Origin of the sequence: Pseudomonas sp. H9, from assembly GCF_004353925.1 — a bacterium.
Classification (GTDB): domain Bacteria; phylum Pseudomonadota; class Gammaproteobacteria; order Pseudomonadales; family Pseudomonadaceae; genus Aquipseudomonas.
Window position 1 is genome coordinate 60,714 of sequence record NZ_SMOK01000011.1, and the last position, 20,418, is coordinate 81,131.

A 20,418-nucleotide genomic window follows, 5' to 3' on the forward strand; every position below is an offset into this window, starting at 1 on the left:
TGAACGCCGTGTTTGATTAACATAGGGGCAATGACCGCGGTGTATAGGCGGCTGTAACCCGAGATGTTGAAGCATGAATCGTCCGCTGTTCGTTTCTCTGGATGGGCCCAAGGGCACTGGTAAAACCACTTTGTTGGAGGCGGTTACCAAAGCACTGCGGGCCGATAACAAGAAGGTGATCCGCCTTTGCGAGAAGAAAAGCGATCCGTTTCGAGGTGAAACAATGGGCCTCGTCAACCAACTCGTCAGAAACCCCTCCCGGGCGCTGGAACTGGAGGTGTGTCAGCGTCTGGCCGATAGCCGCGCCTGGATTTGCGAAAATGTGCTGACTGCGCAACCAGCAGACAGCATCATCTTGATTGATCGCTGGTACCCGTCTGACGCCGCGTTTCGCCGGATACTGCCGTTTACTGAGATTCTTCAACTGAACATGGATCGAAACGTGCGCGTACCAGACCTGCACGTTGGCGTTGTAACCAACCCTGATATTTCATGGGCGAGGGCGGCAGCACGATCACGTGGGCTGGGCAGTACGGTGATGCACAAACATGACGAGCATGTCGCCTGCACCCAGGCGTTCGAGCAGGCAGTGACAGCGCACGGCTGGGCGTTGTGTCGTAATGAAGGCACGATTGAAGCGGCAACAGCGCAGGTGGTTGCCCAAATCCAAGACGTCATTCGGCGCCCAGGGAACTGCTATCCATTTCGTGCTCGTCTTCAAACGCCATGAACTGCTGCAGATCGAGCACATCCAGTTTGACCCTGGCGATAAACGCAGAAAACGCAAGGTTGGCGGCGAGCCGCCGCAGGTCGCTGGCCCAGGCCGGAATATAGGTCGGCCCCACCAGCCAACCCGACTCGAACAGCGGCGCCAGATGCAGGGTGTCGCCCAGGCTCAGGCGCCCGGCAAACAAATGCCCGACCAGTTGCGGGCGGTTGTCGCGGATCGCAACACGCAACAACGTGTGCACACCGAGCAACCCGGTCAGGTAGGCGGCATCCTTGGTGAACGCTGTACCCCCACGCACGTCGGCACCGCGGAAAATGCGTTGGGTCGAGCGAAAGGATTCTTCCGCAGACTGGCCCGCGTTGAGAAACCCCTCAAACACCTGAATGAAGTCGGCACCATCGAGCGCCTGCTGCACAGCAAGCACGCGCAAGGCAAGACGCCGCAGGCGGTTGATATCCATACTGCCGGTAAGCAGCTCGGCCAGGGTGGCAATGCCTTCTTGCGTCTGGGTGGTGCGCGGCGCCCCTAAAGCCAGGCACTTGAGGTTGGGTTGTTGTGTACCGTTCTGCGCGGTGGCCACATGCACAAACGCCTCATGCTGCAGCAACTGCTGCTTGTCCAGCTCGCTGAACAAGGCGCTGGCACGCAGGCGAATCCGGCTTGTCCCGGCTATGGCCTTGGCGGCCAGGTCAGGGTCAAGCTTGATGCTGATCTTGCCTGCACCAAAAAAACGGTCCAGCTCCGGTTGCAGCCAGGCGGCGAACACATCGGCCGGTATTTCAGCCGGGCTGGGCGCAATACAGTTGCCACCCAGCAGGGCATCGGTGGTTTTCAGAAAGAAATGCGCAGCGTCGAGCATGCTCAGCTTTTGCTTGGGGTAATAAAAGTCCGGGCGGCGGTATAGCGCCGACGAGTAGCGGGTGAACGCGGGGGTGCCCATAGCGCCCAACATGCGCCCGGCTGTGGCATAACTCTGCGCAGTCCTGGCGAGGAAACGACCTGCCGGATGGCCCAAGTCGCACTGTTCGACAAAGCTATCCAGCGCTGCGATGTCGGCGCCGTGTTCGCGCGGGGTGAATGTGACCTTGGGGAGTTGCGCCTTGCCGCTGCGCCATTGGGCGAGGAAAACCTCCTCGACACCGTCGGGCCATGCCAGCGCGTCGAGCACACGGATCTTGCGCGTTAAGGCGGGTAACGCGGCATCAAGTTCAGGTAGCGACAGGCCACGCATGACAGTTACCTTGAAAGTCGAAAGGCCATTCACCTCAGCGTAGTCCGTTACTCACCCTCGTGAAGTCGCTGAGGCAGAGCTTGGATCACCTCGCGCAACGGTTGAGCAATCCTTGGCATACTTCCTGCCTACAAACTCAGCGCTTTGATGTCATGCCGTGATGCATCGGTTGGCATATGAGGGTGTGACAGGCACCTTATTTTCCTGCAAGAAGGCAGCCCGATGACGTTGGTAATGGAAAACCTGACCTGCTTCGAGCGTATCGAATGCGCCAAGGTCAATGCCCGTGCGACCCGCTACCCCAAGCATACCCATGAAGAGTATGTAATCAGCGCGAACCTCAGCGGGGTTGAGCGCATCTGGTACAACGGCAAACAGCAAGAGGTGCACGCGGGCGAAGTCACGCTTTACAACCCAATGACCGTGCAGGCGTCGGCGTTTTGCGAGAAGGGCGCACAGTTCATCAGCGTGCACCTGGATGGGCAGCAGGTACGCAGCATTCTCGACCCGACCACGAGCGCCAATGGCCTGCCCACATTTCAGGAGGGGGTGATCCAGAACAGTGCACTGTTCCGCTCGATCCTCGACCTGTATGCGCAACTAGGCTCTGGCGACCGTGACGAGGCATTGCTGGTGTTGCTCAGCGAGCTGTCGCGTGTTCGCACCGTGCCACACACTGCAAAGGAGCCATTGCGGGTGGCGCACTTGATCCATTTCATGAAGGCCAACCTGTACGAAACGATCACGCTTGAAGACTTGTGTAGCGAAGCCAACCTGTCCAGGTTCCATCTGGTGCGAAGCTTCAAGGCCCTGAAAAGCCTTCCTCCTATGCAATACCTCAAGCAGCTGCGCCTGATCGAAGCACGTCGGCGTCTGCGCCTTGGCGATGCGCCGGCACACATCGCTGCCGAACTGGGTTTCTTCGACCAGGCCCACCTGAGCAATGCGTTCCGTAAAGTGATGGGTGCTTCACCGGCGAGCTATCGCTCGATGTCTGGCGCATAGATAGCTGCTGACCGCTACCTACACACATCAGTGGTAGCAGGCCAGATTGCAGAGGCAGGGAGCCTCTGCAATCAAACCACCGCTCTTGGCAGCCCGCCTGCAATGCCTGCTGTACTTCGCGATTCAACGCTAAGCGCTGAGCATCCGTGCCAGCACAAAAAGGCCCCTCACTCACATTACCCACCTCTCACAGGGGGTGCCCTTACGGCATCGCCCTGAATAAGTTCAGGAGAGCAGGGATGCCTTTGAGTGGACCGATGCGACGGTGCTTCGCAAATAACAATAAATCTCGGAGACAACGATGCTGATAAGAAACATGGGGATCGGGTTGCGGCTGGCCATGGGATTTACCTTGCTGGCGTTACTTACCATCACCTTGGGGGGCTCAGCCTCGCCCAGATGAAACGGATGGATATGATGTCCGAAGAAATTGACCGCGACTGGTTACCTTCGCTGGTGGCGGTCAACGATATGGCTGTTGCGGTTTCCCGGGTCAGGGCGCTGACGCTGCGGCTGCAACTCATGCAAAGTGCCTCGGCACGCGAAGATACCCGTCAGCGCATCGCCAGTGCCAAGCGTGACCTTCAGGCCGCCGAAAAAACCTACACGTCACTGTTGACCTCCGACTCGGAGCGGGCGGCCTACCAAGCGTTTCTGGCCAGTAAAGCGCTGTACCTGCAGGCGCAGTTGTCGGTGGAAAACCTTACCTTGAACGGCAAAAAAGACGAAGCCGCACAGATCACCGAAGGGCCATTGAGCGAACACGCAGACCGCATGACCGCGCAATTGATGGGGCTGATTACCCTCAACAAACGTGGCGCCGCGGCAGCTTCGGAGCGCAGTGATCAGGTGTTCGATCAGGCAACGCGCATAGTGTTTGCATTGTTGCTGGCCTCGCTTGCACTGACGGTGGGGCTGGCGATTGTGTTGACACGCAGTATCGTCCGACCACTGACGCAGGCCGTCGAGGTGGCAAGGACAGTGGCTTCAGGAGATTTGACTCAGGCCATTGATGTACAGGGCCGGGACGAACCGGCCAGCTTGCTACGTTCACTCAAAGACATGCAGCACCATTTGCGCGAGACCATCCGCCACATTGCACAGTCGTCCCGCCAGCTTGCCTCTGCTTCAGAAGAGCTGCATTCGGTGACGGCGGATGCAACCAGAGGCCTTGAGCAGCAATACAACGAGGTTGAACTTGCGGCCACCGCCGTCACCGAAATGACCAGCGCCGTGGAAGAGGTTGCGCGTAATGCGGTGAGCACTTCTGAGGCGTCCAAGCAGACCGATAGCATCGCTCAGGATGGGCAAGGGCAGGTACGTCAGACCGTCGAGTCCATCACTCACCTGACGCTGGACGTGGCCTCGACAGCCGCCGAAGTCGAGCACCTGGCGACCAATGTCCGTGAGATTGGCCAGGTACTGGGGGTGATTCGCGCGGTGGCCGAGCAAACCAACCTGTTGGCGCTCAATGCTGCGATTGAGGCCGCTCGCGCGGGTGAACAAGGCAGAGGCTTTGCCGTCGTCGCCGATGAAGTGCGTGCGTTGGCACATCGCACCCAGCAATCGACAGAGCAGATCGAGCAGATGATCAGCAAGATCGAGAACGGAACTGAGCAGACTGTCAGCGCCATGCAGGGCAGCAAGACCCGCGCGCAATCGACGCTTGTGCTTGCCCAGGCTGCTGGCGAGGCACTGAACGAAATTGCCCAGGCCATTGCGCAAATCAACGAACGTAACCTGGTGATTGCCAGTGCTACCGAAGAACAGGCCCAAGTCGCAAGGGATGTAGATCGCAACCTGGTCAACATCAGGGACCTGTCCCATAAGACGTCAGCGGGTGCGAATCAGACCAGCGCTGCCAGCCAGGAACTCTCTCGCCTTGCCGTTGACCTGGACGGCCTGGTGGCACGTTTTCGTACGTGACCCCAGTGCGGTAGGTGATGTTTGACCTTCGTCAGCCATTCACTGCGCTAGTTCTCCGGGATCGGTCCCGGAGAAACCAGCAACCTGTTCATGCTCATGACCTTCTTTTCACGGGCTCGCTTCTCACTCGGTTGCAGTGGTGACGCTGGGCGCGAGAGCGCCCCGTAGCCGGCCACCTCCCCACCCTTGGGGGGCAATTGCTGTTTAGCGCATTGCAAGCTTCTGCTCAATGACGACGCATGTGGTCGCCACACCCCGCGCGCTGATCGCGCATGTCTCCAGAAGAGGACAGTAGAGAAATGGCAGACAAGAGTCTGATAGGGCACAAGCTTGGTGCCAAGAGCATCGAGATTGAAAAAGGTCGCTTGCGCTTCTTTGCAAAGGCCATCGGCGAAACCGATCCGATCTACACCGACGAAGCTGCAGCCAAAGCCGCAGGGCACAAGTCGCTACCGGTTGCTCCGACCTTCCTCAAGTGCCTTGAAAGCGAACTGCGTGACCTGAGCGCCAGCCTGCAGATGCTCAATTTCGACCTGGCCCGCATCCTCCACGCCGAGCAGAGTTTCGCTTACCACAAGATGGCCTACGCCGGTGACACCCTGACGTTCGACGGGGAAATCGCAGACGTGTACGAAAAGAAGGGCGGTGCCCTGCAGTTCGTGGTCTTCAACTACCGCGTGACTAACCAGGACGGGGAGCATATCGCTGACGTCCGTGCCTCTCTCGTTCAGCGCTAAGGAGCACACGATGAGCAACGTACTGTTTTCCGACGTCCAGGTCGGCGATGAAATCCCCATGCTGACTGTGGGCGCGATCAATCGTACCACCCTGGCGTTGTATGCCGGCGCTTCCGCCGACCACAACCCGATCCATATCGATGTCGACTTCGCCCGCAAGGCGCGCCAGCCCGACGTGTTTGCCCACGGCATGCTGTCTGCTGCCTACCTCGGCCGTTTGCTGACCAACTGGGTTCCACAGTCGCAGTTGCGCAGCCTTTCGATGCGCTTCACCGGTATCACTCACCTGTACAACATCCCGACCTGCACCGGCAGGATCGTCGAAAAGTTCGAAGAGAACGGCGAGAAGCGTGTGCGCCTGCAGATCCGCTGCGGTAATCAATTCGGCGTAGAGAAGCTTGCCGGCGAAGCCGTGGTCGCACTGGCCTGATAGCAGTTATTTAGATGGATAGGAGCAGAACAATGAGAAAGCTCGAAGGTAAAGTCGCCCTGGTTACGGGCTCTGGCCGCGGAATCGGTCGCGAAGTCGCGCTGCAACTGGCCGCTTATGGCGCCAGAATTGTCGTCAATGATCTGGACGCCTCGCCGGCTGAGGAAGTGGTTGCCGAGATCCGTGGTCTCGGTGGCGAGGCTGTTGCCTGCGTAGGCAGTGTGACCGCACCTGATTTCGCCGAGCGCTTTGTGGGTACCGCCGTGCAGAACTTCGGTGGCATCGACATCATCGTCAATAACGCTGGTTTCACCTGGGACAACGTCATCCAGAAGATGACCGACGAGCAGTGGTACGCGATCATCGACTGTCATCTGACCGCACCATTTCGCATCCTGCGTGCTGCCCAGCCCTTCATCAGCGCCGCCGCCAAGCGTGAAGCCGCTGAAGGCAAAGAAATCTTCCGCAAGATCGTCAACATTTCTTCCACTGCCTCCGGCGGCAATGCCGGGCAGACCAACTACTCCTCCGCTAAAGCCGGCATCCTCGGCATGACCAAGACCCTTTCCAAGGAATGGGGCCGGATGAAGGTCAACGTCAACGCCGTTGCCTTCGGCCTGATCGAAACCCGCCTGACCCAGGCCCTGGCTGGCGACGACAGCAAAACCGTGAACATTGAAGGCCGCGAGATCAAGGTCGGTATTCAGCAGGACCGGCTCGCAGGTGCAAGCCAGATGATCCCACTGGGCCGCCCAGGCACCCCGCAAGAAGCTGCCGGTTCGGTGGTCATGCTCTGCCTGCCGGAAGCCAACTACGTTTCCGGCCAAACCATCGTTTGTGGTGGTGGCTTCGGTCACCTCTGATTGCAGCGGCGTGGCTGTCGCTTTAGCCGTCAACGGCTTTCGCAGGCCCCGCCAGCCGACCTACCGAGTGCGGCGTAGGCCGCCTGTATAAATGTCTGGGAGAAAATCAATGGGTACTCTCGAAGGTAAAGTTGCCATCGTCACCGGTTCCGGCCGAGGCATCGGTCGCGCCGTGGCGCTCAAACTGGCGAGTCAGGGCGCGAAGGTCGTGGTCAACGACCTGGACGTCGATCCGGCTGAAGAAGTGATCGCTGAAATTCGCGCCCTGGGCACCGACGCCGTCGCTTGCTGCGGTAACGTTGCCGCAGCCGACTTCGGCGAGCGCTGCGTGAAGACTGCGCTGGATGCGTTCGGCCGCATCGACATCATCGTCAACAACGCCGGCTACACCTGGGACAACGTGATCCAGCGGATGTCCGACGAGCAGTGGGATGCCATCATCGACTGCCACCTGAAGGCGCCTTTCCTGCTGTTGCGCGCCGCTTACCCGTACTTCAAGGAAGCTCACAAGCAAGAAGCCGAAGCCGGTCAGGAAGTGTTCCGCAAGGTGGTCAATATCTCTTCCATTGCCGGTACCCAGGGCAACGTCGGCCAGGCCAACTACTCGTCGGCCAAGGCGGGCGTCATCGGCATGACCAAGACCTTGTCCAAGGAGTGGGGGCGCATGCTGGTCAACGTCAACTGTGTGGCGTTCGCCGCCATTGAGACCCGTTTGACCCAATTCGTCCCGGCTGGCGAGGTGAAGACGGTAACCGTCGAGGGGCGCGAACTGCGTGTCGGCATTCCGGAGGAAAAGGCAGCGGCTGCGGCGGCGCAGATTCCGATGGGGCGCATGGGCACTATCGAAGAGGCGGCCGGCTCGGTGTACATGTTCTGCATTCCCGAGTCCAACTACGTCACTGGTCAGACCATCATCTGCGGCGGTGGTCGCGGCGGTTTCTGACGGCAGCGCTGCGTACATGCCGGGCTTCCGGCATGTACCTCAATACAACAATAAGCCTTAGTTCTTTTCGTCCGGCGGATCCGCCCAGTGCAAGGCGATTGCCTGACGGACTCTGATTCGGAGACGCGTTGTCATGCCACGACTGACTCGGCACTATGCCCATTGGCCGGAAGGCGTTCCCCACACCCTGGAAGTCCAGGATCGCCACTTGTTCAGCCTGCTCGAGGACAGTGCCAAAGCGTCCCCTGCCAAGACGGCGCTTTACTACTATGGCCGCGAGATCAGCTACCAGCAGTTGTACAACGCCAGCCTGATGCTTGCCGGCTATCTGCAACAGCACTTCGAAGTGCAACACGGCGACCGCATCGTGCTGCTGATGCAGAACTGCCCGCAGTTCGTCATTGCCTACTACGCTGCCCTGCGCTGTGGTGCCATCGTGGTGGCGATCAACGCGATGAGCACGACTGAAGAGATTTCCTATTACTTCGAAGACTCCGGTGCGCGCGTGCTGGTCACCACTCAGGAGATCTTCGAGCGGGTGCAACCGCTGCTGAACGAAGATTTTCTGCGCGGTTGCATCATCGGGGCCACTTCCGAGTTCGCTGGCTGCCAACAGAACACCCCGTACCTGGACATTCCTGATTTCGTGCGTGAGCCGCGCCGGGTGCAATCGCATGCCAAGCTGCACGAGTTCAGCGCAGCGCTCGCTGCCGGCATCGCTCCTTTGCCGCTGCACGGCAGTGCCTCAGACCTGGCGGTGATCGCCTACACCTCGGGCACCACCGGCAAGCCCAAGGGCGCGATGCTCACGCATCGCAATTTCAACTACAACATTCGCCAGCGCGCGCTTTGGTTGAAAGAAGGGTCACATTTCACCGCGATGCTGGTGATGCCGGTCAACCATATGGGCGGAATGTTCGTCATGAACCTGGCCATGTGCAACGGCCAGACGCTGGCCATTCTGTCGCGCTGGAATGTCGACACTGCTCTGGAACTCATTGAACGCTGCGGCGTGAACAGCTGGGCCGCCGTGACGCCGATGCTGGCAGAACTGATGGCCCGGCCAGATATCGAGCAGCGCAACCTGGCTTCGCTCGAGCGTCTGTACGTCGGCGCGACGGCCATGCCCGAGGCCCTGGCACAGCGCATCAAGGAGCGACTGAAGCTGACGCCGATCGAAAGCTACGGGATGTCCGAGACCTGCGGAGCGACCCATGTCAATCCGCCGCATTCGGCGCGGCTGCAGTGCGGTGGCGTTCCTTACATCAACACCGATGCGCGGGTTATCGACCCACACAGCGGTGAAGAACTTGGGGCGAACCAACCGGGTGAGATCGTCATGAACTCACCCATCGTGTTCGCCGGTTACTGGAACAAACCCGAGGCAACCCGTGAATCGTTCATTGAGATTGACGGCAAGCCATTCCTGCGTAGCGGAGACATTGGCTACTACGACGAAGACGGTTACTTCTACATCTCTGACCGTCTCAAGCGAATGATCAACGCTTCAGGCCACAAGGTATGGCCCGCTGAAGTCGAGAACGCCCTGTATGCGCACCCGGCGGTACAGGAAGCCTGCGTGATCTCTGCTTACGACGCCAAGCGCGGCGAGACCGTGAAAGCCTTCGTCATCTTGCGTCCGACAGCACGCGGCACGCTCAAGGAAGACGAACTAAGCGAGTGGGCACGTGGGCGTCTGTCGGCCTACAAGGTGCCGCGCATCGTCGAATTCGTCGACAGCCTGCCCAAAACAGCCACCGGCAAGACCCTCTGGCGTGATCTGCAACAGCAGCAGGACGAGCGCGATCGCGCGCTGCGCGGTGTAGTGGTCTGAACCATCCATTTGCCGGGCGTGATACCCGGTCTTTTGCGAGACGAGACTTCAGTATGATCTACCTAGAATCGAGCACCTCCAACCTGTCGCCCGAACACCGCGAAATCCGCGATGCCGTGCTGAAAATCTGCGAACGGTTCGACGCTGAATACTGGCTGGAAAAAGACCGCGAAGGTGGGTTTCCGACAGATTTCCACCTTGCCCTGGCCCAAGAGGGCTGGCTGGGTATCTGCATTCCCGAAGCGTATGGCGGCTCCGGCTTGGGCATCACCGAAGCGGCGGTGATGATGCAAGCCGTGGTCGAGTCCGGCGCTGGGTTTAGCGGTGGTTCGGCAGTACACATGAATATCTTTGGCCTCAACCCGGTGGTGGTATTTGGCACCGAGGAACAGAAGCACCGCATGCTGGCGCCGCTGATTGCTGGCAAGGACCGAACCTGTTTCGTGGTTACCGAGCCAAACACCGGCCTTAACACCACCCAGTTGAAAACCCGAGCGGTGCGTGACGGCGATCACTACATCGTCAATGGCCAGAAGACCTTCATCTCGACCGCCCAAGTCGCCGAGAAGATGCTGATACTGGCGCGTACCACGCCGCTGGAGGAGGTGAAGAGCAAGGTTGAAGGCCTGAGTCTGTTCTACACCGACTTCGATCGCAGTTGTATTGAAGTGCACGAAATCGACAAGATGGGGCGCAAGGCGGTGGACACCAATCAGCTGTTCATCGACAACCTGCGCGTCCCGGTTGAGGATCGCATCGGTGAAGAGGGCAAGGGCTTCAAGTACATCCTTCACGGTATGAATGCCGAGCGCATCCTCGCCGCCGCCGAATCGGTCGGCCTGGGGCGTGCGGCACTGGCCCGCGCCACACAATACGCCAAGGAGCGCATCGTCTTCGACCGTCCGATCGGCAAAAACCAGGGCATCCAGCACCCGTTGGCCAAAGCCTGGATGGAGCTGGAAGCGGCCAATCTGATGACCTTCCAGGCGGCTGCCAAGTTCGACCGCGGCGAAGAGTGCGGTGTCGAGGCTGGCGCGGCCAAGTACCTGGCTGCCGAAGCCTGTTTCAAGGCCTGCGAGACTGCCGTGCTGACCCATGGCGGCTATGGCTACGCGAAGGAATACCACGTCGAGCGCTACCTGCGCGAAGCGATGATGGCACGCATCGCGCCGGTCAGCCGCGAAATGATCATGTGTTTCATCGCCGAGAAGGTCCTCGGCCTGCCCAAGTCCTATTGAGGTATCTGTAATGAGCCTGCACCCGCAATTGCTGTCCCTTGAAGTGGATATCTACTGGGACGATCTGCCCATAGGCACGCGCTTTCATTCGCGCAAGCGCACGGTGACCGAAACAGACCTGGTCAACTTCGTCAATCTGGCCTGGCTGGGCGAGGAGCTGTTCGCCAACGCCGATCCCGATGATCGCGCCAACATGTCGATCACCGGGCGCGTGGTGCCGGGCGCGCTGGTCTACACCTTCGCCGAAGGGTTGACCACGCCGTCGTTCCAGGTCGCTGGCCTGGCGTTCCTTGGCACCACCCTGGAAATCCAGGGGCCAACGGTGGTCGGCGATACCCTGTATGTAAAGAGCGAGGTGATCGAGCATCGCCTGACCTCCAATCCCTCACGTGGCCTGGTGCGTACCCGCAACGAAGTGGTCAACCAACGTGGTCAGACGGTGCTGACCTACTGCCCACTGCGGCTGATGAGCGTGCGTGAGACGGCTGCGCTGCAAGGTTAAAAAAGCTGGCCTTGAGGCCATCTCGCGGTGCGTGCGGGACGTGCCCCGCGATGCGATGTATGTGATACACCGCAATCGCGGGGCACGTCTGGGCGCAATGATCACTCGGCGTTAGCAGGGTGATCCCAGTCGTAGAGTGATGGTTCACCCTGCATGAAGCGGGCAACGGCGCGCTGGTGATAGTCCGAACTCAAGCAGACTGCCTGAGCAGTACCCTCCAGCGCCGCCAGCGTTGCGTACTCGGTCTCGAAGCTGCTATTGAGCATGCGCTTGGCAAGGCCAAAGGCCTCGCGCGGACCTGCAGCCAGACGTCGCGCCATGGCGTGTGCTTGCGCCGACAGTTCATCGGTCGGGTGAACCGAGAGGGCGATGCCCAGCGCAAGCGCCTCTTTTGCGTCGACCCGGCGCGCTGTCAGGACTAACTCCTTGGCCCTGGCCATGCCGACAATACGCGGCAGTGTATAAGCAGTTCCCCAATCAGGTACTGCGCCTATACGGGCGAATGACAAGCAGAACGAGGCACGCTCCGAGGCGAGGATAAAATCGGCCTGTAACGCCAGGCCAAAGCCGGCACCGTAGGCCGGGCCATCGACCGCTGCAATGACCGGCACATCCAGTTCGCGCAGTTGTTTGAGCATGCGATGGGCGCGATCCAGTCGGCGCCGAACGAAATCGGCCCCGATAATGTCAGGATCAGTGCAGGCTTGCCGGTCACGCATGCTACCGATATCGCCACCTGCACAGAAGCTGCCGCCAGACCCGGTAATGATCAGCCCGAGAATCGAGCGGTCGGCATGGATGCGGTCAATCAGCTCGCCGTAGTCTTCGATCAGGTCGGTGGAAATCGCATTGCGGGCCTTGGGGCGCTGGTGGCTGAATTCGGCGATGCCGTTGGCGATGGTTAGACGGGACTCCCGCAGGGCAATGTCCTGGATAGTCGATCCACTCAAGGTTTACCTCCTGGCTGAAAGCCAATGTGTTGGGCTTTTGCTGTGTGTCGGTCCGCTGGCGCGCTGAAAGGGAGGTGCCTGCGCTGCTTTGGCGCCATGGCGCGGCATGGGCTAGAAGGTTGCAGAGCGCGAGGCCGAATGAGCCCCCCCAAGGGTGGGGAGGCGCGTCTGCACACGCTCAAGAGGGCAGGCGCAGACACATCGCCAGACCGTCACCTCCCCAACCTGGGGAGGGTGCGCGCCATTGCCGGCTTGCAGCATGTCGACTACCACCGGCGAAGGTCAGGCCTGCGCCGTACTCGCGAACCGTGAAAACCGCAGGACAGATGACCTTTTGAGAAAAAACCACTAAAACAAAAAGCACAAAGGGAACCCCGGGACAAAGGGGTAAACTGGCAATAACGATAAGAATTGATGGTCCAGGAAGCGTCCCCATGCACAAATCATCTTCCGGCGTGTTGCAGTTGCCTGCCAACCGCGAGTTGCAGCTCATTCCTGATACCAAGGTCGTTCCACCCCGCGGCGCAAGGCAGTTGATGCCCCGCGATGCGCTGATATCTAGGTTGCTGGAGGCGCGCCGACATCGATGCGTGGTATTCCAGGGGCCGGCGGGAAGCGGCAAGACCAGTACACTGTTGGCGTGGCGCCGCGAGCTGACGATGCTCAATTTCGATGTGGCCTGGCTGTCGCTGAGCGCGGAGGACAATGATCCGGTGCGCTTTTTCAACTGCCTGCTGGCCAGCTTTGCCGAAATCGATGGCGCCATTATTCGTGAAGCGACCTTATTGCTCGGCCGGGAGCGCGACGAGCTGGCGCTCGAACATTGGCTGATCGCCTTGATCCAGGGCATCTCCCTGCGCCAGCGCGATCTGGTCATGATGCTCGACGACCTGCAGTATCTGGACGATCCGCAGATTTTCCAGGTGCTGCGTTGGCTCCTGGAGTACGCCCCGGCGCGTTTTCATCTGGTGCTCAGCTCCCGGGTTGCCCTGCCAGCGGCCGTGCCGCTTGCGCGCTTGCAGGCGCAGGGGCAGGTTGCAGAGTTCGACCTGCGGGATTTGCGTTTCAGTGCAGAAGAATCCGAGCGCTTCCTGCGCGAACAGCTTGGGCAGATCGACAAGCGGGACGCCGAAGTCCTGCACGAGCTGACCAACGGCTGGGTGGTTGCCTTGCAGTTGTTTGCGGTAGATATGAAGTCGAAGAAGGGCAAAGCCTTCAACCGTATGCAGATCCGCGATGCCGGTGCCTTCGCCCAGTACTTTGAGCAGGAAGTGTTGGTAAGCCTGGAGCCTGATGACCTGCAGTTGCTGATGCGTGCCTCGATCTGCAACCGTTTCTGTGCCTCGTTGTGTGCCAAGCTACTGAACAAACCGCAGGCTCTCCCGCGTGTCATCAATCAACTGACCCGGTTGGACAGCAACAACCTGTTCATCACCCAAGTGAAAAGCCACGACCGGGAAACCTGGTACCGTTTGCATCCGCTGCTGCGCGAAGTGCTGCGCACGCGCCTGGCGGCCCAGCCGCAGGAAGAGCAGCAAAACCTGGATGCCGTGGCCAGGGACTGGTTCTTCGCCCATGGGCACATCGACGAAGCGGTGCGCCATGCCGTGAGGGCCGGCAATGTTGAAGCCGCCGCGGATATCGTCGAGACCTGCGCCAATTATCTGCTGTCACGAGGCACCATCAGCCAGTTGCCAAGCCTGATGCGCAAGTTGCCGCTGGACAAGATCCGCGAGCGTTTCGGCCTGCAACTGGTGATGGCGCACCTGCATCTGTACGCCCATGATTTCGCCGAGACGGGTAACATCGTTGCCTCCCTGCAGCACAACCGCGAGCGACTGACCTCTCAGCAACGCTATGACCTGACCCTGCTCAAGGGGCTGCTGGCGCTGCAACTGGATGACACCGAGGCCGCGTTCTGCCTGATGCCGGAGTTGCAGGATATTCCCGACGATGCCGACGATTTCACCCTCACAGGCCGGGCCAACGTGCTCTCTATCCTGTACATGTCACTCTCCGAGCACCAGCTCGCGCGCCAGCTCATCGAGTCCAGCGACCGCCTTGGTACCTCGCCACGGCGCACTTTGGTCGGTCGTTGCATCTATGCCCATACGCTGACCATGGAGGGGCGCTTCAGTGAGGCGGAGCATATTTTCCGCTTCGTTCAGGCTGAGGTCGAGCAGCATGAGGACAATTCCGCCATTGTCGCGGCGACCTCTGCTGCTGCGCTGCTCTCCAGCGCGTTGTACGAACGCAACGATTACAACGAAGTCCCGCAGTTACTTGATCCCTGGGTCGACATGCTGGAACGTATTGCCTTGCCGGGCGCAGTGCTGCGAGCGCTACTGGCGCTGTGCAATACCTACTGGCTGACGGGGCGCCATCTGGAGGCGCAGGCCAATCTGGACCGTCTGGAGGAACACGCTCGCCGCTATGGCATGGACCGTTTGCTGGCGTGGGCGTTGCGCACGCGTTTGCAATGGCACCTGGAAAAGAACCGCGGGGCGCAGGCCGAAGAGGCGCTGGCAGAGATCGAAAGCCTGGCTAACAAGTACCCTGGTGTTAGGCGGGGCGCGCCGCGCAAGGTCTGTGTGCTGGCGCGCACAGCGCGTATCGTACTGCACCTGCACCGCAGCGAGTTCGACAAAGCTGCTGACCTGTTGCGGCCGTTGATCGCCGAGTCGGAGCAGGAGCGGCGTTGGCAGCGGGTGGCGACCCTGCGTGTGCAATTGGCAATCGCCGAGCGCGGTCGCGGTCATCAAGGTAAAGCGCAAGAGCAGTTCCTCGAAGCTCTGCGCCTAGGGCACAGGCTCGAATTGATACGCAGCTTGCTCGACATCTCGCCTCAGGTCCCAGACATGCTGCGGGCGTTGCTGCAAGACCCATCGCTGGATCAGATACTTGCCTTCTATGCACAGCGGCTGTTGGCGGCGGTGGCGGTGAAGCTTCCGCAAGCAGTGGCGCGCAAGAGCGAAACGCACCAGGTCGAGACGCTCAGCGAACGGGAAATCGACGTGCTGCGCCTGATGGCGCAGGCCATGACCAACAAGAAGATTGCCCGCGTGCTGAATGTGTCGCCGGAAACCGTGAAGTGGCATCTGAAGAACGTGTTCGGGAAGCTTGGGGTCGCCAGCCGCGATGAAGCGATTTCCTGGTGGCGTGAGATGAACATCGAAGGCCCCGCATAGTCGCTTTGCACCTGTCGCCCAATCCATCAGCCCGATTGCCACCAAACAGCTTTATCGCAACCTGGACGCCGATGCTGTCAGCCATGCCCCGATCCACTCGGGGCATGGCTGTGTTTGCACCGGCTGTCAGGTGCACCGCGTCAGCAGCGATGCCTTGATCACGGCCGTTGCCATACTCATTGAGCAGCAGTTTCCTTGCTCTGCTTCAGGTCCATAAGGGCCTTTTTCAATCCCAGGCTCTGGTAGTTGATACCGGCGACGTTCAGGCTGATGCCTTCCTGGAACGGGTACTCCCCCAGCGTAGCGAGAAAGCTCTTGATCTTGGCCTGAATCGGCACCACCAGCCACGCCTGATCAGTCGACCAGCGGCGAGACGCCGGTGATTCCTGGCGCACGGTCTGGAAGGGGTCGGACTTCAGGTTGGTGACTTCCGGCACATTACTGACCTTGCGTGCGGCGCTGCTGAAGTCACCTTCCATGGTCGCGAAGGCCAGGCGCCAGTCTTTCCAGCGGATCGCATCGAGGTCGCCACTCATACTGAAGTACAAGTACTCCTCGCGCGGGCTGTCTTTGACCTCGCCCTTGAAGAATGGCAGGAAGTTGTAGCCATCCAGGTGCACGCGCCATTGCTTGCCGTTCAATTCACCCCCTTTGGCCAGTTGCGCCACCAGGTCCGGATTGCCAGTGGCGGCGGCCAGCGTCGGCATCCAGTCGTTGTGGGCGATCAGGTTGTTGTAGTGGCTGCCCGGCTTGAGCACGCCTGGCCATTTGACCAGCAGCGGCACACGGTGCCCACCCTCGTTGGAGGTGCCTTTCTGGCCGTGGAACGGCGAGGTACCGCCATCGGGCCAACTGAATTTCTGCGCGCCATTATCGGTGGTGTAGACGATGATGGTGTTGTCGGCGATACCGAGGTCATCGAGCTTCTTGAGCAAGGCACCGATGTGGTCGTCGTGCTCGGCCATGCCGTCGGCATACAGGCCAATGCCGGTCCTGCCTTCGGTTTCCTTCTTCAGGTGGGTCCAGACGTGCATGCGTGTGCTGTTGAACCAGACAAAGAAGGGCTTATCGGCCTTGTGCGCCTTGTCGATGAAGTTCTCGGTGGCCTGCACCAGTTCGTCATCGATGGTTTCCGGCCGGTGTCTTCGATGCGGCCGTCGGCGTAGGAGTGGATGACCCCACGCGGTCCATACTTTTTCCTGAATTCCGGATCCTTCGGATAGTGGTAGGTTTCAGGCTCTTCTTCGGCGTTCATGTGATAGAGGTTGCCGAAAAACTCGTCGAAGCCGTGCTTGGTCGGCAGGTGCTTGTCGCGGTCGCCCAGATGGTTCTTGCCAAACTGGCCGGTGGCATAACCCTGCTGCTTCATCACGTCACCGATGGTTGGCGCCCAATCGGGAATGCCATGCTCGGAGCCTGGCAGGCCGACCGTCAGCAGGCCGGTACGGAACGGGTGCTGGCCGAGGGCAAAGGCGGAGCGCCCGGCGGTGCAGGACTGTTCGCCATAGGCGTGGGTGAACAGTGCGCCTTCTTTGGCGATACGGTCGATGTTGGGGGTTTCGTAACCCATCATGCCCTGGTTGTAGGCGCTGATATTGAAGTAGCCAATATCGTCACCGAAGATCACCAGGATGTTTGGCTTTTCGGCGGCACTGGCGGTGCCGCCCGCGAGCAGCATGGCCGCACCAGCCGCTGCTGATAGCCATTTCCCTGTACGTCTCATTGTACGTGAACCCTCTTGTTGTATTGGTCTTGGGCAGGCGTTGAGACAATCGCAAGACGCTTGCTGGCAAGGCATTTGCTCGACTGTCGTTCCCCCCTTAAGGTGGCCAAAGACGTTGATCTATCCCCTACCCACAGTAGGGGGGGAGGCCCCAAAAGGGGCATCCTCAAGGGTTCCCACGCCGAAGCGCCCGTGGGAACCCACGAGCTCCCTTGAACGATCAGCCGCGACCGTACAGGGTGACGACGCAGGCACCGCCCAGCCCGATATTGTGCTGCAGGGCATGGTGCAGGCCGTCGACCTGGCGGGCATTGGCAGTGCCGCGCAGCTGGTGAGTCAGCTCATAGCACTGAGCCAGGCCGGTAGCGCCCAGCGGGTGGCCTTTAGACAGCAGGCCACCGGATGGATTGGTGACCACTTGGCCGCCGTAGGTATTGTCACCATCAAGTACAAAGCGCTCCGCCTCGCCGATGCCACAGAAGCCCAGCGCTTCATAGGTCAGCAATTCGTTATGGGCAAAGCAGTCGTGCAGTTCGGCAACGCGGATCTCGCGCGGGTCGATCCCCGCCTTTTCGTAGACTTCGCGGGCAGCGCGTCGGGACATATCGAAACCGACCAGCTCGATCATCGATGGCGGCTCGAACGCCACCGGACGGTCGGTGGTCATCGACTGAGCGAGGATCACCACGTCTGTGCGCAGGCCGTGCTTACGCGCGAAGGCTTCTGAGCAGACGATTGCAGCAGCAGCGCCGCAGGTCGGCGGGCAGGCCATCAGGCGGGTCATAACGCCTGGCCACATGACCTTGTCGTTCATCACGTCTTCGGTGGTGACAATGTTCTTGAACAAGGCCAACGGGTTGTTGGCGGCGTGGCGGCTGGCCTTGGCACGAATAGCGGCGAAGGTTTCCATACGCGTGCCGTACTTTTGCATGTGCTCGCGGCCAGCGCCTCCGAACTTCTTCAGTGCCGGCGGCACCTCGACATCGCCGACCAGGGCGTCTGCCACCGACCAGGCTTTGGGCTGAGTCATCGGACGGTCATCCCAGTGCGCCTTCAACGCACCCGCCTGCATCTGCTCAAAACCCAGGGCCAGGGCGCACTCGACCATGCCGCTTTCAACCGCCTGACGCGCCAGGAACAAGGCGCTGGAGCCGGTAGAGCAGTTGTTGTTGACGTTGACCACCGGGATACCCGACAGACCGACTTCGTACAGCGCCGATTGACCGCAGGTGGAGTCGCCGTAGACATAGCCAACATAGGCCTGCTGGACCAGGTTGTAGTCCAGGTCGGCGTCCTTGAGCGCCATACGGGTGGCTTCGGCGCCCATGTCGATGTAGCTTGGGCTCGCCCCCGGTTTGCTGAACTGGATCATGCCGACACCGGCAACATAGGTTTTTTGAGTCATCTGTTACTCCAGGACGTGTGATTCTGCTCCGCACGGAGCAGGTAAAAGGCAACACCCGGCAAACCGCAACGGGTGCCGCACGGAAAGTTGTGCTCAGGCTATGCCGCGCTTGTGGTCTCGCCAGAACGGCTCACGCAAGGCTGTCTTGACGACTTTGCCCATGCTCGACAGCGGCAGCGCATCACGGAACTCGACACTGCGCGGCAGCTTGTAGCCGGCAATGCGTTCGCGGCAGTAAGCGACGATCTCCTCGGCAGATGCGCAGGCGTCGGGCTTGAGAATGATCACGGCGTGGACGCGCTCACCCCACTTATCGCAGGGGATGCCGATCACCGCGCACTGAGCCACGGCGAAATGGCTGGCGATGGCGCCCTCGACCTCGGCCGAGTACACGTTCTCGCCACCGCTGACGATCATGTCCTTGATGCGGTCGCAGACGTAGATGAAGCCGTCTTCATCCATGTAGCCGCCGTCGCCGGTGTGCATCCAGCCGTTGCGCAGGGCTTCGGCGGTGGCTTGCGGTTTGTTCCAGTAGCCGAGCATGACGTTCGGTCCCTTGACCACGATCTCGCCAGTAGTGCCGCGTGGCACTTCGATGTCGTTGCCATCGACGATGCGCACCTCGACGCAGATCTGTGGCAACCCGGCCGAATACATCTTGCCGCTGGCCTGGTGCTCGGCGCAGTGGTAATCGCTCGTGAGTGTGCTGGCCAAGGGCGCCAGCTCGGTCATGCCGTAGGCCTGGGTGAAGCTGGCGCAAGGGAAGGCCTGGTAGGCGCGGTCGAGCTGCGTCGGGGTGATCGGTGAGGCGCCGTAGATGACGTTGCGTATCGAGCCGAGGTCGAGCCGGGCGAGTTCCGGGTCGCTGTCGCGGGCATCGAGCAGCATCTGGATCATGGTCGGCGCCAGGTTGATATCGGTGACCTGCTCATTGGCGATGCACCGTAGCGTCTGGGCCGGGGCGAAGGAGGGCAGCACAGCATGGCAGCCACCGCTGAAGAACAGGCTGGCCATGGTGGCGAAGTCAGCCAGGTGGAACATCGGCATGACATGCAAATAGGTCGCGTCGTTGCCGAGTACGCCAGTGCTCAACATACTCAATGCACAAAAGGCGAGGTTGTTGTGACTCAGCATGACCCCCTTCGGGAAACCGGTGGTACCGCCGGTATAGAAGATCCCGAGCAGGGCGTCGCCGCTACGGCGGGCGTCCTCTATCGGTTCGCTGCCTTCGATCAGCGTCTCGTAGTGATACATGCCCGCCGGTGCTTGGTCGTCGCCGACATAGATCAATGTGCGCAGGGTCTTGGACTCGGCGGCGATTCTGGCCCCCAGTTCCTTGAAGGTATCGCTGACAATTAATACCGTGGTTTGCGAGTCGTCCAGTGAATAGATGATCTCCGCCGCGCTCCAGCGGACATTGACTGGGTTGAGCACGGCGTCGGCCCAGGGAACGGCAAGGTAGTACTCAATGTACTGCTGCGAGTTGAGCGACAGCATGGCAACGCGATCGCCGCTCTGCACGCCAAGTTTGCGCAGGCCTGCGGCCAGGCGGGCAACTCGCGACCCCAGCTGGGCAAAGGTTAAGTTCCGCTGCGCACTCCTGATTGCAGTGGCATTGGAACGGCGTTGCAGATGGCGGTGCAATCCTTGGGTGATGTACATGAAAGCCTCCTGTCTTCTTGTTGTTCGTTGGTCGGCAAGGCATGCCCGTGA

The 20,418-nt window shown here is 60.3% G+C and carries 17 protein-coding genes; 11 read left to right on the forward strand and 6 right to left on the reverse strand.

What is annotated here, in order from left to right:
- The first annotated feature begins 73 nt into the window (after positions 1–73).
- Positions 74–730 (forward strand): dTMP kinase, encoded by a 657-nt coding sequence (locus E1573_RS08390; protein WP_133212514.1) that lies wholly within the window; start codon positions 74–76, stop codon positions 728–730.
- Here the strand turns inward: E1573_RS08390 and E1573_RS08395 are convergent.
- Positions 675–1,961 (reverse strand): flavohemoglobin expression-modulating QEGLA motif protein, encoded by a 1,287-nt coding sequence (locus E1573_RS08395; RefSeq protein WP_133212516.1) that lies wholly within the window; start codon positions 1,959–1,961, stop codon positions 675–677. The two genes, E1573_RS08390 and E1573_RS08395, sit on opposite strands and share 56 nt — an antisense overlap.
- A 222-nt stretch (positions 1,962–2,183) precedes the next feature.
- Here E1573_RS08395 and E1573_RS08400 point away from each other — a divergent pair, with 222 nt between their 5' ends.
- The 9 genes from E1573_RS08400 to E1573_RS08440 all read left to right on the forward strand — a co-directional run bounded on the left by E1573_RS08400 (position 2,184) and on the right by E1573_RS08440 (position 11,439).
- On the forward strand, positions 2,184–2,966 hold the full coding sequence (locus tag E1573_RS08400; RefSeq protein ID WP_133212518.1) for an AraC family transcriptional regulator: 783 nt from the start codon (positions 2,184–2,186) through the stop codon (positions 2,964–2,966).
- A 417-nt stretch (positions 2,967–3,383) separates the two neighbouring features.
- Entirely contained in the window at positions 3,384–4,892 is a 1,509-nt protein-coding gene (locus E1573_RS08405; RefSeq protein WP_371925142.1) for a methyl-accepting chemotaxis protein, read from the forward strand.
- Between the two features lie 299 nt (positions 4,893–5,191).
- Positions 5,192–5,629, forward strand: coding sequence for a MaoC family dehydratase N-terminal domain-containing protein (locus E1573_RS08410; RefSeq protein ID WP_133212522.1), 438 nt, complete (start codon positions 5,192–5,194; stop codon positions 5,627–5,629).
- A 10-nt stretch (positions 5,630–5,639) separates the two neighbouring features.
- On the forward strand, positions 5,640–6,059 hold the full coding sequence (locus tag E1573_RS08415) for a MaoC family dehydratase (RefSeq protein ID WP_133212524.1): 420 nt from the start codon (positions 5,640–5,642) through the stop codon (positions 6,057–6,059).
- Positions 6,060–6,091: 32 nt separating this feature from the next.
- On the forward strand, positions 6,092–6,922 hold the full coding sequence (locus E1573_RS08420) for an SDR family NAD(P)-dependent oxidoreductase (protein WP_133212526.1): 831 nt from the start codon (positions 6,092–6,094) through the stop codon (positions 6,920–6,922).
- A 109-nt stretch (positions 6,923–7,031) separates the two neighbouring features.
- Positions 7,032–7,865 carry an SDR family NAD(P)-dependent oxidoreductase gene (locus tag E1573_RS08425; protein ID WP_133212528.1) on the forward strand — a complete coding sequence of 278 codons (834 nt, stop codon included), beginning with the start codon at positions 7,032–7,034 and terminating at the stop codon, positions 7,863–7,865.
- A gap of 133 nt (positions 7,866–7,998) precedes the next feature.
- A complete protein-coding gene (locus E1573_RS08430; protein ID WP_133212530.1) occupies positions 7,999–9,699 on the forward strand; it encodes an AMP-binding protein in 1,701 nt (566 codons plus the stop codon).
- A gap of 53 nt (positions 9,700–9,752) precedes the next feature.
- Entirely contained in the window at positions 9,753–10,937 is a 1,185-nt protein-coding gene (locus E1573_RS08435) for an acyl-CoA dehydrogenase family protein (protein WP_133212532.1), read from the forward strand.
- A 10-nt stretch (positions 10,938–10,947) separates the two neighbouring features.
- Positions 10,948–11,439 carry a MaoC family dehydratase N-terminal domain-containing protein gene (locus E1573_RS08440; protein ID WP_133212534.1) on the forward strand — a complete coding sequence of 164 codons (492 nt, stop codon included), beginning with the start codon at positions 10,948–10,950 and terminating at the stop codon, positions 11,437–11,439.
- Positions 11,440–11,540: 101 nt separating this feature from the next.
- On the opposite strand, the gene E1573_RS08445 is transcribed toward E1573_RS08440, so the two are convergent.
- Positions 11,541–12,389, reverse strand: coding sequence for an enoyl-CoA hydratase/isomerase family protein (locus E1573_RS08445; protein ID WP_218568367.1), 849 nt, complete (start codon positions 12,387–12,389; stop codon positions 11,541–11,543).
- A gap of 434 nt (positions 12,390–12,823) precedes the next feature.
- On the opposite strand from E1573_RS08445, the gene E1573_RS08450 reads away from it, so the two are divergent.
- Complete coding sequence (locus tag E1573_RS08450) at positions 12,824–15,577, forward strand: LuxR C-terminal-related transcriptional regulator (protein WP_218568368.1); 2,754 nt, start codon at positions 12,824–12,826, stop codon at positions 15,575–15,577.
- Positions 15,578–15,753: 176 nt separating this feature from the next.
- On the opposite strand, the gene E1573_RS26970 is transcribed toward E1573_RS08450, so the two are convergent.
- From E1573_RS26970 to E1573_RS08465, 4 genes are all read right to left on the reverse strand, one after another.
- A complete protein-coding gene (locus tag E1573_RS26970; protein ID WP_256659499.1) occupies positions 15,754–16,689 on the reverse strand; it encodes a sulfatase-like hydrolase/transferase in 936 nt (311 codons plus the stop codon).
- Positions 16,590–17,255 carry a sulfatase-like hydrolase/transferase gene (locus E1573_RS26975; protein ID WP_256659500.1) on the reverse strand — a complete coding sequence of 222 codons (666 nt, stop codon included), beginning with the start codon at positions 17,253–17,255 and terminating at the stop codon, positions 16,590–16,592. The genes E1573_RS26970 and E1573_RS26975 overlap by 100 nt, the downstream gene beginning before the upstream one ends.
- A 265-nt stretch (positions 17,256–17,520) precedes the next feature.
- A complete protein-coding gene (locus E1573_RS08460) occupies positions 17,521–18,705 on the reverse strand; it encodes a lipid-transfer protein (protein WP_133212536.1) in 1,185 nt (394 codons plus the stop codon).
- Positions 18,706–18,798: 93 nt separating this feature from the next.
- Positions 18,799–20,367 (reverse strand): long-chain-fatty-acid--CoA ligase, encoded by a 1,569-nt coding sequence (locus E1573_RS08465; RefSeq protein WP_133212538.1) that lies wholly within the window; start codon positions 20,365–20,367, stop codon positions 18,799–18,801.
- Between the last annotated feature and the right edge of the window lie 51 nt (positions 20,368–20,418).